Consider the following 11,787-nt stretch of genomic DNA (forward strand, 5'->3'; position numbering starts at 1 on the left):
GCGGTCACGCTCCGCCCGGCGCTCCTCGGTCGTCTTTCCGGTCGCCCGCCTCCGTCGGCACGGGCTCGCCCTTCATATGGGCGGGAGCCATCACGCGCAGGGCGTGGTAGCCGGTGATCACGACGATCGTGCCGAGGGCGATGCCGCCCAGCTCGAAGTTGTCGGTGATCTTCAGGCTCACCCCGCCGACGCCGATGATGATGCCCGCGGCCGCCGGGACGAGGTTGAGCGGATTGCGCAGGTCCACCCGGCCGTTCAGCCAGATCTGCGCACCGAGCAGGCCGATCATCCCGTACAGGATCACGGTGATCCCGCCGAGGACCCCGCCCGGGATCGCGGCGACGACCGCGCCGAACTTGGGGCACAGACCGAACAGCAGCGCGAAGCAGGCCGCCGCCCAGTACGCGGCGGTGGAGTAGACGCGGGTCGCGGCCATCACGCCGATGTTCTCGGAGTAGGTGGTGTTGGGCGGCCCGCCCACAGCGGTGGAGAGCATCGACGCGGCGCCGTCCGCCGCGATGGCGGTGCCGAGCTTGTCGTCCAGGGAGTCGCCGGTCATCTCGCCCACGGCCTTCACATGCCCGGCGTTCTCCGCGATCAGCGCGATCACCACGGGCAGCGCCACCAGGATCGCGGACAGCTCGAAGCTCGGCGCGTGGAAGGACGGCAGCCCGATCCAGTCGGCCGAGCCGACGGCGGACAGGTCGAGGCGCCAGTGGTCGGTGGCCTCGCCACCGCCCACCGGCGAGTGGATCTTGCCGAACACCAGGTCGAGGACCCAGGACAGCACGTATCCGAAGATCAGCCCCAGGAAGATCGCGATCCGGGAGAGGAAGCCGCGCAGGCACACCACGGCCAGGCCGGTGAACAGCATCACCGCCAGCGCCGTCCACTGGTCCTGCGGCCAGTACGTCGACGCGGTCACCGGCGCCAGGTTGAAGCCGATCAGCATCACCACCGCGCCCGTCACCACCGGCGGCATCGCCGCGTGGATGATCCGCGCGCCGAACCGCTGCACGGCGAGACCCACGAGGAACAGGGCCACCGCGACCACGAAGACCGCGCCCGTGATGGTGGCGGCGTCGCCTCCGCTCGCCCGGATCGTGGCCGCGACGCCGACGAAGGAGAGCGAGCAGCCCAGATAGCTGGGCACCCGGCCCTTGGTCGCCAGCAGGAAGATCACGGTCGCGACGCCGGACATCATGATCGCGAGGTTCGGGTCGAGGCCCATCAGGACCGGAGCGACGAACGACGCCCCGAACATCGCCACCACGTGCTGTGCGCCGAGTCCGAACGTACGGGGCCAGGAGAGCCGCTCGTCGGGGCGGACCACCGCCCCGGGCGCCGGTGTCTTCCCGTCGCCGTGCAAGGTCCAGCGCACGCCGAGGCTCATGGATGCTCCCTGAAGGTCTGCTCGGTGTGCCGGCCGGTCTGCGACCCGGTCTTCGGTGTTCACCTGCGGAAAAGATCAGCGCCATGGTAGTGGTGCGCCGAGCGGCGGCCGCGCGGAGGTCTCCCGCCGCGCGCCGCCGTACCGCGTCCCGGGCCGCCGCACCCGCGCGCGCCGCCGCCCGGTCCCGTCAGCTCCCGGTCGCGCTCTTCGTCGTCGTACCGCTTCCGGCCGCCGAGCCGGTGACCTTGCGGTCGGCCGACCGCAGCACCCCGGCGCCCAGCACCAGGCCGAAGGCCAGCGCCGTCACCACGCCGAACGACACCACCAGCGAGGTGGCCTCGGCCAGCGAGCCGATCGCGGAGGGGGCGATCAGGCTGGAGGTGTACGTGATGGTGGCGACGCCCGCGATGGCCTGACTCGGGTTCGGCCCGCTGCGCCCGGCCGCCGCGAAGGCCAGCGGGACCACGACCGCCACACCGAGGCCCAGCAGTGCGAAGCCGCACATCGCGGCCGCGGGGGAGGGCGAGATGACGACCAGCAGCCCGCCCGCGGTGGCCATCAGCCCGCCGGTCCGCACCGTGCGGACCGCGCCGAACCGGTCGACGATCCGGTCCCCGGCGATCCGGGCCAGGGCCATCGTCAGGGTGAAAGCCGTGGTGGACGCCGCGGCGAGACCGTCCGAGCTGTCCAGCACATCCCGCAGGTAGACCGCCGACCAGTCCAGGCTCGCGCCCTCCGCGAACACCGCGCAGAACCCGATCGCCCCGATGATCAGGGCCGACTTCGGCGGCAGCGTGAAACGCGGCGGCGGCTCCTCGTCCGGGCGGCTCTGGAGATCGAGGACGCCCCGGCAGGCGATCAGCCCCAGGGCCGTGAGCACCAGGGCGGCGATGGTGTGGTGCAGCCGGGCGTCGGTCGCGGTGTGCGCGGCGACGGTGCCCGCCGCCGAACCGATCAGCGCGCCCACGCTCCACATGCCGTGCAGCCCGGACATGATCGACTTGTCGAGGCGGTTCTCCACCTCGATGCCCAGGGCGTTCATCGCCACGTCGGACATCCCGGCCGTCGCCCCGTAGACGAACAGTGCCGCGCACAGCGTGACCAGGCTCGGCGCGAGCGCGGGCAGGATCAGCGCCAGCGTCCACAGCGCCAGCAGCCCCCGCAGGGCGGTCCGCGCGCCGAACCGGTGGCTGATCCGGCCGGCGAGCGGCATCGCGATCGACGCGCCGATCGCCGGGAAGGCCAGCGCCAGACCGAGCTGGCCCGCGCTCACTCCGGCGTGGTCCTGGATCCACGGCACCCGGGTCGCGAAACTGCCGGTCACCGCTCCGTGGACGGTGAAGACCGCGGCGATGGCGATCCGCGCCCGCTTCACCTGCTCCGTGCTGTAGACCGTGACGGTCGGGTCGTCTCTCATGCCGTCGTGTCCCTCCCCTGGGAATTCTCGGATGCCGGCGGTCCCGGCGCCTCCGTGCGACGATGCGGGCCGTAAACTATCAGGAACCCTGCCTGATAAATAGTCGTTACCGCGCGGCCCCGGAAAGCGGTGGGGCGGCGATCTGGAAGGATCCCGGTATGCCCGCATCACCGAGCACGGCTCGGGCCATCAACGACCGGCTCGCCCTGCGGCTGCTCCAGCAGGACGGCCCGCTGACGGCCACCCAGCTCAAGACGTTGACCGGACTCTCCCGCCCGACCGTCGCCGACCTCGTCGAACGGCTTCAGGGGGCCGGGCTGATCCGGGTCGTGGGCGAGTCCGGGGCCGTCCGCCGCGGACCCAACGCCCGGCTGTACGGGATCGTCGCCGACCGGGCTCATCTCGCGGCGCTCGACGTACGGCTCGGAAGCGTCAGCGTGGTCGTCACCGACCTGTTGGGGGCCACGCTCGCCGAGGGCTCCCTGCCCATCGGCAGCGATACCGGCACCGAACCGGCCGTCGAGCGGGCCGCCGCCCTTCTGGAGCGCACCGCCCGCGCGGCCGGGTCCGTCCCGCTGCACAGCGTCGGGGTCGGAGCGCCGGGGCTGATCGACCCCGGCACCGGCGAACTGCGCGACAGCACCGGCCTGCCCGCCTGGCACCGGGGCCTGGTCCGGGAGCTCCAGCGGCGGCTTCCCGCCGCCGTACTGGTGGAGAACGAGACCAACCTCGCCGCCGTCGCGGAACACCGGGCGGGCGCCGCCCGCGACCGGGAGACCTTCGTCCTGCTCTGGCTCGGCCAGGGGATCGGGGCCGCCGTCATGCTGGACGGCAAACTGCGTCAGGGCGCGTCAGGCGGCGCGGGCGAGATCGGTTTCCTCCCCGTCCCCGGAGTGAGCGGGCTGCCCTCGGCGGTCAACTGCGAGGGCGGCTTCCACTCCTTGGCCGGCTCCGCCGCGCTGTGCGAACTCGCCGTCGCGCACGGCCTCGTGGACCCCGGCGCGGTGACCGACGGCCGGGAGGAGGCGGCGGCCGTGGACGCGGTGCGGACCGCCCTGGGAGCGGGGGAGGCGGGCGAGCCCTTCCTGAAGGAGCTGGCGGACCGCCTCGCCCTCGGCGCCGCCGCCGTCGTCTCGGTGCTCGACCCCGGCTGCGTCCTGCTCGCGGGGGCCGTCGGCCACGCGGGCGGTCCCGCGCTCGCCGCCCGGGTCGAGGAACGGCTGGCCGCGATGTCACCCCTGCGGACCGAGGTCCGGGCCGGTTCGCTGGGCGACGGGGCCGTGCTGCGCGGTGCGCTGATCACCGCCCGGGACGCGGCGCAGGACGCGCTGTTCGCGCCGGAGGGCTGACCGGTCGGCCACAGCTCCGCGTAGACGCCGGCGGACCGGTCCGGCTCAGGCCGGGTGGCGGTGGCGGTTGTCGAGGAACTCCTCGAACGTCACGGTCCCCGTGGCGTGCCCGGGCGCCAGGTGGTCGCCGCGCCGGTAGCCCGCGTACGCCTTGCCGGCCAGCCGGACCGGTACCACCCGCCGCTTGCGTCCGGTGGCCCGCAGGAACGTCCCGGCCAGTTCCGTGAGCCCGCGGACCTCGGGGCCGCCCAGGTCGGGCACCCGGCCCGCCGGCCCGCCCAGCGCCAGGGCCACCAGCCGGTCGGCGACCTCGCCGCTGTCGACCGGCTGGACCTGGACACCGGAGGGCACCGGCAGCACGGGCAGCTTCGCCGCGCCGGAGAGGATGCGCAGGACCAGGTCGTGGAACTGCGTGGTCCGCAGGATCGTCGAGCCAAGACCGGAGTCCTCGATCATCCGCTCCACCCGGCGCTTGACCGTGTAGTAGCCCAGCGGCAGCCGGTCCACGCCCACGATCGAGATGTAGAGCAGATGCGGCGTCCCGGCCCGCTCCGCCGCGTCGATGAGGAACCCCGCCGCCCGGTCGTCGCCGCCGCGCGGGGTCGTGGCGCAGTGGACGATCACGTCCGCCCCCTCGACCGCGGCGTCCAGACCCTTGCCGTCGCGCAGATCGACGGCGTACGAGGGGGAGCGGCGGCTGAGACCGCGGACGTCGGCCCCTTCGGTGCGCAGCCGCTCCGCGACCTGCCGGCCGAGGGTTCCGGTGGCGCCGGTGACCAGAATCGTCGTCATGGTGCCAGCCTGCCAGAACGGGGTCCGGCCCGTCGGAAAGCGCCCGTGGCCGGTCAGCGGCCCCGGCAACGCCCCCGGCCCCGGCGGTGGACGCCGGGGCCGGGGACGACAGGGCCGGTCGCCCGGTGGTGAACGGAGGGGTGGAGCCGCTCACCACCGGGCGGTCGGAGAAGGGTTCAGCAGGCGCCGAGGTCCTTCCAGGCGCCCCACTGGCCGGCGGATCCGGGCGTCTCGCCCTTCGTCCACCACGAGGCCTTCCACTGGTGGCCGCCGTGGCTGACGGTGGAGCCGCCGCCGTACTCGGTGGCCGCGTTCCAGGCCGCGGCCGAGCAGCTGCCGCCCGGCTGCGTCGGGGTCGGGGTCGGGGTCGGTGTCGGGCCGGTCGGGTCCGGCGTCGGCGTGGGGTTGGTCCCGGTGCCGGGCTCGACCACGGTGGTGCCCCGGGCCAGGTCACCGGCGAGGGAGTAAGACTTCCCGCCGAAGGTCACCGTCCAGTTCGACGGCGTGGAGGTCGGCAGGTAGTAGACGAAGTCCAGCTCCACCGATGCGCCGGGGGCCAGCGTCTGCCAGGCCGGGAGCTTCAGCGAGACGCGGTTGTAGTCGCCCTTGAGGCCGCCGATGTTGTTGGCCGCCGTGTGATCGCTGCGGATGATCGTCGTGCCGAAGCCGGACTGGTCCTTGGCGTTGGCCGGGGCGGAGGTGGAGTAGTCGAACTGGAACTCCGTACCGCCGGGCAGCGTGGCCTGGGTCCGGTTGGTGATCTTCAGCTTCGGGCTGATCGGGTAGTTGGAGTCGCCCAGGGGGAACTGCCCGAAGGAGACGTCGATGTTCACGGCCTGGGTGGGCAGGTCGATCGTGGAGCGCTTCGCGCCGTACGGGGTCGCCGACTTGAAGGCGTCGTACATCGCGGTGGTCAGCGTCGAGCCGGTCTCGTACTGGCCCTTGGCCGCGTTCCACTGGTAGTCGCCCGCCAGCTCCCAGATCATCGTGCCGCCGATGCCCTTGTCCACGACGTAGTCGGCCTTGGCCTTCACCGACTGCTCGTCCTCGGTGGAGAGGAACACCTTCTTCTGGGCGTTCCACAGCCACGGGGCGACCAGCGTGGAGTCGTACTTACGGACGTACGTGCCGGTCAGCTGGGTGTTCGCGGGGAAGCCGTAGTCGGTGACGTAGTCGCCGACGATGCCCTTCTCCAGGTTCTTCGCGTGCCACATCGGGTTGGAACCGGCAGGCGATTCCTTGCCGTTGGTGTCCTTGTCGTGCCAGAGGTTGTCGATCCCGACCGCGCCGTCACCGCACTTGGTCAGACCCGCGCCCGCCGGGCAGTCGGTCGTGGCCGCCTTGCCCCACAGGCCGTCGGTGCCACCCTGCACGTTCTTGAAGCCGCGGGTGTAGTACGGCAGACCGATGTTGATCCGGCCGGCCGGCATCGAGCCGCGGAAGTAGTGGTAGGCCCAGTCGGTGTTGAGGTAGCCGGTGCCGCCGTACTGCGAGGTGGAGTACACGCTCGCCTGCGCCAGTTCGGCGTCCTTGCCGTCGTCGAACAGGGAGGCGTTCGGGCCGACGTACTCGTTCCAGGCGCCGTGCAGGTCGTAGGACATGATGTTGACGTAGTCCAGGTACTTCTGCATCTGGTACGTCTCCATGCCCCGCAGCAGGTAGCCGGAGGAGGGAGCGGCGACCGTCAGCAGGTAGTGCTTGCCGTCGGCGGCGCCCGCGCGGTCGAGCTTCTCGCGCAACGTCTTCATCAGGGCGTCGTAGCCCTTGACCAGCCCGGCGCGGCGGCCGTTGGACAGCGTGTGGTCCAGCGGGTTGCCCGCGTCCTTCATGGTCGTCGCGTACTCGTAGTCGATGTCGACGCCGTTGAAGCCGTACTTCTTGATGAAGCCGACGGCCGAGTCGGCGAAGGTGTTGATGCCCGCCTGGTTGACCGATCCGTCCGCGTTGGTCGCCATCGAGTAGAAGCCGCCCGAGTCGACGCGCTTGCCGTCGGGACCGAAGTAGCCGCCGGTCTCGGCCCAACCGCCCACGGAGACCAGGGTCTTCACGTTCGGATGCTGCTTCTTGTACTTCGTCAGCAGGTTGAAGTGCCCCTTGTAGGGGAGCGTCGGGTCCATCTCCGCGCCTGCGACACCGGGCCAGGTCATACCGGTGGAGGCGTTGTCGGCGCTGTCGGGGCCGACCGAGAGCTTGTTGGAGCCGTCGACGTGCGCGAAGGCGTAGTTGAGGTGCGTGACCTTGTCCCACGGGATGTCCGGGACCAGATAGGCGTCCTTGCCGTCCTTTCCGGTACGCCAGTTGGTGAAGTAGCCGATCACGCGGCGCTTGTGGTCGGCGCCCATCTTCTCGCGGCCGTCGGCGTCGTAGACGGAGCAGTAGGGGACGTCGACGCCGGGGGTCTGGTAAAGCCCGTCGGGGCGACAGGAGTTCTGGTCGGCGGCGGCCGACGGACCTGCGGCGAGTGAGCTCATCAGCAGTCCGGCGACGGCGGCGCCGGTGGCGAGCAGGGTGGCTCTCGCTCGGGTGGGGGACAGCATGTGGTCGTTCCTCCTGGGGAGGTCGGCAGAACACAACTGGCAAAAGGGGGTGGGTCGTGTCGGGGTCCTGGTGTGCGCACACCGCCGGACCGAACCTCGGAGGTGACGCAGAGATTAAGAGGACTAGACCAGTGCGTCAATAGGTCTGGACCTTCAAGCGTCAACTTTTCCGACGGCTTCCCTGTGACTTCCCTGTGGCTCCCCGATGACTACGTTGTCGACTTCGCGCCGACGAGAACGCGCCAGGTTTCCTGTGACCCAGCCCACAGTGCTCACCCGCATGGCCGTGAGGCGTCCGTGGCAGACTGGTTCTGTACCAGTAGCAGCGCACTCCGGGGTCGGTGTAATTCCGAACCGGCGGTTATAGTCCGCGACCCGTCCGCAGCCAGCGGCCGGTTGACCAGGTGAGATTCCTGGACCGACGGTGAAAGTCCGGATGGGAGGCAGTGCGCGGCGGGTTGTCATCGGTACGCCGCCGTCGGCGGACGCATGGCCGGGAGTCTCCCGTGACGCCGTGCGTTCCTGACGTTCCCGTTCTCGGGTTTCGGCGTTTCCGCTGGTGAGCCGCTCTATCTGTCGTCATCGACAGGCCCCGGAGTCCGTGCCCGAAGAGGCAGGAGGACCCGGTGGACACCGCAGCCGACATCACCGCCATGCGCCGAGCGATCACGCTCGCGGCGTGCGGTCTCGGCTCCACCAGCCCCAATCCGGTCGTCGGATGTGTGATCACCGACGCCGCCGGAGCCGTCGCCGGCGAAGGCTTCCACCAGCGCGCCGGAGGGCCGCACGCCGAGGTCCACGCCCTGCGCGCGGCCGGCGAGCGGGCCCGCGGCGGCACCGCCTACGTCACCCTCGAACCCTGCGACCACACCGGCCGCACCGGCCCCTGTTCTCAGGCCCTCCTGGCCGCCGGGATCAGCCGCGTCGTGTACGCGGTCGCCGACCCGAACCCGGGCGCCGCGGGCGGCGGCGACACCCTGCGCCACGCCGGGGTCCGGGCCGAGCAGGGTCTCCTCGCGGAGGAGGCCGAGGCGGGCAACGCCGCCTGGCTGACCTCGGTGCGCCGGGGGCGGCCGTACGTCCTGTGGAAGTACGCCGCCACCCTCGACGGCCGGATCGCCGCCGCCGACGCCACCAGCCGCTGGATCACCTCGCCCGAGGCCCGCGCCGACGTCCACCGGCTGCGCGCCGAGGCCGACGCCGTGCTCGTCGGCTCCGGCACCGCCCGCACCGACGACCCCCAGCTGGCGGTACGCGGCATCGACGGCGTCACCCAGCCGCTGCGGGTCGTCGTCGACACGAACGCCACCGCCGTGAAGCCCGGCGCCCGGGTCCTGGACGACACCGCGCCCACCCTGGTCGCCGTCGCCGACGACGCCCCCGCCGACCACCTTCCCGAGGCCGCCGTCCTGCGCCTGCCCCGTGCCGCCGCCGGACCCGGCCTCGACCTCGACGCCATCCTCGGAGCCCTGCACGAACGCGGCGTCCTCTCCGTACTCCTCGAAGGCGGCCCCACCCTCGCCGGCGCGTTCGTCGCCGCGGGAAAGGTCGACAAGGTCGTCGGCTATCTCGCCCCGGTGCTCCTCGGCGCGGGCCCCGCCGCCCTCGCCGACGCCGGAATCTCCACGATCGCCGAGGCGTTGCGCCTCGATGTGACCGAGACCGTGCCGATCGGCCCCGATCTGCGCATCACCGCCGTCCCCGCCCCTGCTCGGAAGGGAAACTGAGTGTTCACCGGAATTGTCGAAGAACTGGGTGAGGTCACCGCCGTCGAGCAGCTGGCGGACGCCTCCCGCTTCCGGCTGCGCGGCCCCGTCGTCACCGAGGGCGCCAAGCACGGCGACTCCATCGCGGTGAACGGCGTCTGCCTCACCGTCGTGGAGACCGCCGACGGCGAGTTCACCGCCGACGTGATGGCCGAGACGCTGAAGCGCTCCAGCCTCGGCGCGCTCACCACCGGCTCCCGGGTCAACCTGGAGCGCCCGATGGCGCTCGGCGGCCGGCTCGGCGGACACATCGTCCAGGGCCATGTGGACGGCACCGGCACCATCGTCGAGCGCACCCCCTCCGAGCACTGGGAGCTCGTCAAGGTCTCCCTGCCGCCCGAGCTGACCCGGTACGTCGTGGAGAAGGGCTCCATCACCGTCGACGGCGTGAGCCTCACCGTCGTCGACGCGGCGGCCGACCACTTCACCATCAGCCTCATCCCCACCACCCTCGCCCTGACCACGCTCGGCCGCAAACAGCCCGGCGACCCGGTCAACCTGGAGGTGGACGTCCTCGCCAAGTACGTCGAGCGGCTGCTCGGCGACCGGGCCGGACAGGACCCGCGATGAACGCGGCGGACTGGCTCAACTCCGAGGCCTTCACCGTGTTCGGCCAGCACATCAAGTGGTCCGACATGATCGGCAACATCGTCGGCCTGACCGCCCTGGCCCTCGGCTGGCGGCGCTCGATCTGGACCTGGCCCGCCCAGCTCCTCTCCGGCGTGATCCTGCTCGTCGCCTTCGCCTCCGCGCACCTCTCCGGCAGCGCGGGCAAGCAGCTGGTCGTCATCGTCGTCGCCCTGTGGGGCTGGTGGTCCTGGAACCGCGGCAAGCAGCAGGCCCAGGACGGCTCCATAGCCGTCCGCTTCGCCACCTGGCGCGAGCGCGGCGTGCTGATCGGCGCCGCCGCTCTCGGCACCCTCGCCGTCGGCGGCCTGTTCACCGCCTTCCCGTCGCTGTCCTGGGACCCCTGGCCGGACGCGTACATCTTCGTCGGCACCGTCGTCGCGATGTACGCCCAGGCCCGCGGCATGGTCGAGTTCTGGTTCGCCTGGCTGCTCGTCGACCTGGTCGGCGTCCCGCTGAACTTCGCCAACGGATTCGCCTTCTCCGGCTTCGTCTACGTCATTTACGGCGCCCTCGTCCTGTGGGGGATGCGCGACTGGTGGCTGCGTACGCGGACACCCGCTCTGGAAGGAGCCACGGCATGACTGCCCAGCCCACCTGGTTGCACCCCGGCCACGGACCGCTTCCCGAGAACCTCTCCCTGGACCCGGTCGAGCAGGCCGTCCGCGACATCGCCGCCGGCCGGCCCGTCGTCGTCGTGGACGACGAGGACCGCGAGAACGAGGGCGACCTCGTCATCGCCGCCGAGAAGGCCACCCCGGAGATCGTGGCCTTCATGATGAGCGAGTGCCGCGGTCTGATCTGCGCGCCCATGGAGAGCGACGAGCTGGAACGCCTCGATCTGCCGCAGATGGTCGAGCACAACACCGAGTCGATGCGGACCGCGTTCACCGTCTCCGTCGACGCCTCCGCCGCGCACGGCGTCACCACCGGCATCTCCGCCGCCGACCGCGCCACCACCCTGCGCATGCTCGCGGGCGGCGTCGCCGGCCCCGGCGACTTCGTCCGGCCCGGCCACATCTTCCCGCTGCGCGCCCGCTCCGGCGGCGTCCTCGTCCGCAACGGCCACACCGAGGCCGCCGTCGACCTCGCCCGACTCGCCGGACTCCGCCCCGCCGGGGCCATCGTCGAGATCGCGGGCGAGGACGGCGTCATGCTCCGGCTGCCCGAGCTGATCCCCTTCGCCCGCAAGCACGGCCTGACGATCATCTCCATCGAGGACCTGATCGCCTACCGCCGCAGCAGCGAGCCGACCGTCCGCCGCGAGGCCGAGACCCGGCTGCCCACCGCGTTCGGCGACTTCACCGCGTACGGCTACCGCTCCAGCGTCGACGGCGTCGAACACGTCGCCCTGGTCCACGGCGACATCGGCGACGGCGAGGACGTCCTCGTCCGGATCCACTCCGAGTGCCTGACCGGCGACATCTTCCAGTCCCAGCGCTGCGACTGCGGCCCCCAGCTGCACGCCTCCATGCGGCGCATCACCGAGCAGGGCCGGGGCGTCGTCGTCTACCTGCGCGGCCACGAGGGACGCGGCATCGGCCTGCTCTCCAAGCTGCGCGCGTACGAACTCCAGGAGCGCGGCGTGGACACCCTCGACGCCAACCTGGAGCTCGGCCTGCCCGCCGACGCCCGCGACTACGCGGCGGGCGCCCAGATCCTCGCGGACCTCGGCGTGCGCAGCCTGCGGCTGATGACCAACAACCCCGACAAGACCGCCGCCGTCGTCCGCCACGGCCTCGCCGTCACCGGCCGGGAACCCATGCCCGTCCAGGCCGGCGAGCACAACCTGCGCTACCTGCGCACCAAGCGCGACCGCATGGGCCACGACCTGCCCTGGCTGGACGGCGCCCCTGCGTCGACCTGCGCCAACCAGTAACGCGAACCACCGAACACCACGTAACCA

The 11,787-nt window shown here is 71.8% G+C and carries 9 protein-coding genes and 1 riboswitch; of the genes, 5 read left to right on the plus strand and 4 right to left on the minus strand.

What is annotated here, in order from left to right:
• Positions 1 to 4 precede the first annotated feature (4 nt).
• Positions 5 to 1,393: a uracil-xanthine permease family protein gene (locus ACIQRW_RS32580; RefSeq protein WP_403767276.1), complete on the minus strand. Its 1,389-nt coding sequence runs from the start codon at positions 1,391 to 1,393 to the stop codon at positions 5 to 7.
• A 187-nt stretch (positions 1,394 to 1,580) separates the two neighbouring features.
• Complete coding sequence (locus tag ACIQRW_RS32585; protein ID WP_403767279.1) at positions 1,581 to 2,810, minus strand: MFS transporter; 1,230 nt, start codon at positions 2,808 to 2,810, stop codon at positions 1,581 to 1,583.
• A 158-nt stretch (positions 2,811 to 2,968) separates the two neighbouring features.
• On the opposite strand from ACIQRW_RS32585, the gene ACIQRW_RS32590 reads away from it, so the two are divergent.
• Positions 2,969 to 4,159, plus strand: a complete 1,191-nt coding sequence (locus tag ACIQRW_RS32590; RefSeq protein WP_403767282.1) for an ROK family protein — start codon at positions 2,969 to 2,971, stop codon at positions 4,157 to 4,159.
• A gap of 45 nt (positions 4,160 to 4,204) precedes the next feature.
• Here the strand turns inward: ACIQRW_RS32590 and ACIQRW_RS32595 are convergent, their stop codons facing one another.
• Both ACIQRW_RS32595 and ACIQRW_RS32600 read right to left on the minus strand, forming a co-directional pair.
• The gene (locus ACIQRW_RS32595) at positions 4,205 to 4,951 is read right to left on the minus strand and encodes an SDR family oxidoreductase (RefSeq protein WP_403767285.1); all 747 of its coding nucleotides are present in this window, start codon (positions 4,949 to 4,951) and stop codon (positions 4,205 to 4,207) included.
• Positions 4,952 to 5,127: 176 nt separating this feature from the next.
• Complete coding sequence (locus ACIQRW_RS32600; RefSeq protein ID WP_403767288.1) at positions 5,128 to 7,488, minus strand: chitinase C-terminal domain-containing protein; 2,361 nt, start codon at positions 7,486 to 7,488, stop codon at positions 5,128 to 5,130.
• Between the two features lie 323 nt (positions 7,489 to 7,811).
• Positions 7,812 to 7,942: riboswitch (FMN riboswitch) on the plus strand.
• 172 nt (positions 7,943 to 8,114) lie between these two features.
• Here ACIQRW_RS32600 and ribD point away from each other — a divergent pair.
• From ribD to ACIQRW_RS32620, 4 genes are read left to right on the plus strand one after another with little or no spacing between them, the layout of a single operon-like run.
• Positions 8,115 to 9,215: a bifunctional diaminohydroxyphosphoribosylaminopyrimidine deaminase/5-amino-6-(5-phosphoribosylamino)uracil reductase RibD gene (gene ribD, locus ACIQRW_RS32605; RefSeq protein WP_403767291.1), complete on the plus strand. Its 1,101-nt coding sequence runs from the start codon at positions 8,115 to 8,117 to the stop codon at positions 9,213 to 9,215.
• Positions 9,216 to 9,824, plus strand: a complete 609-nt coding sequence (locus tag ACIQRW_RS32610; RefSeq protein ID WP_403767294.1) for a riboflavin synthase — start codon at positions 9,216 to 9,218, stop codon at positions 9,822 to 9,824.
• A complete protein-coding gene (locus ACIQRW_RS32615) occupies positions 9,821 to 10,465 on the plus strand; it encodes a nicotinamide riboside transporter PnuC (RefSeq protein WP_403767297.1) in 645 nt (214 codons plus the stop codon). The genes ACIQRW_RS32610 and ACIQRW_RS32615 overlap by 4 nt, the downstream gene beginning before the upstream one ends.
• Positions 10,462 to 11,760 (plus strand): bifunctional 3,4-dihydroxy-2-butanone-4-phosphate synthase/GTP cyclohydrolase II, encoded by a 1,299-nt coding sequence (locus ACIQRW_RS32620; protein ID WP_403767303.1) that lies wholly within the window; start codon positions 10,462 to 10,464, stop codon positions 11,758 to 11,760. Before ACIQRW_RS32615 ends, ACIQRW_RS32620 begins: the two co-directional genes overlap by 4 nt.
• Positions 11,761 to 11,787: the final 27 nt, after the last annotated feature.

The sequence above is a fragment of the Streptomyces sp. NPDC091287 genome (assembly GCF_044768525.1).
GTDB lineage: Bacteria > Actinomycetota > Actinomycetes > Streptomycetales > Streptomycetaceae > Streptomyces.

What these genes read in the sequence shown, in the direction of transcription:
- ACIQRW_RS32580 (WP_403767276.1), bottom strand. Translation starts at nt 1,393, where the DNA reads ATGAGCCTCGGCGTGCGCTGGACCTTGCACGGCGACGGGAAGACACCG.
- ACIQRW_RS32585 (WP_403767279.1), bottom strand. Translation starts at nt 2,810, where the DNA reads ATGAGAGACGACCCGACCGTCACGGTCTACAGCACGGAGCAGGTGAAG.
- ACIQRW_RS32590 (WP_403767282.1), top strand. Translation starts at nt 2,969, where the DNA reads ATGCCCGCATCACCGAGCACGGCTCGGGCCATCAACGACCGGCTCGCC.
- ACIQRW_RS32595 (WP_403767285.1), bottom strand. Translation starts at nt 4,951, where the DNA reads ATGACGACGATTCTGGTCACCGGCGCCACCGGAACCCTCGGCCGGCAG.
- ACIQRW_RS32600 (WP_403767288.1), bottom strand. Translation starts at nt 7,488, where the DNA reads ATGCTGTCCCCCACCCGAGCGAGAGCCACCCTGCTCGCCACCGGCGCC.
- ACIQRW_RS32615 (WP_403767297.1), top strand. Translation starts at nt 9,821, where the DNA reads ATGAACGCGGCGGACTGGCTCAACTCCGAGGCCTTCACCGTGTTCGGC.
- ACIQRW_RS32620 (WP_403767303.1), top strand. Translation starts at nt 10,462, where the DNA reads ATGACTGCCCAGCCCACCTGGTTGCACCCCGGCCACGGACCGCTTCCC.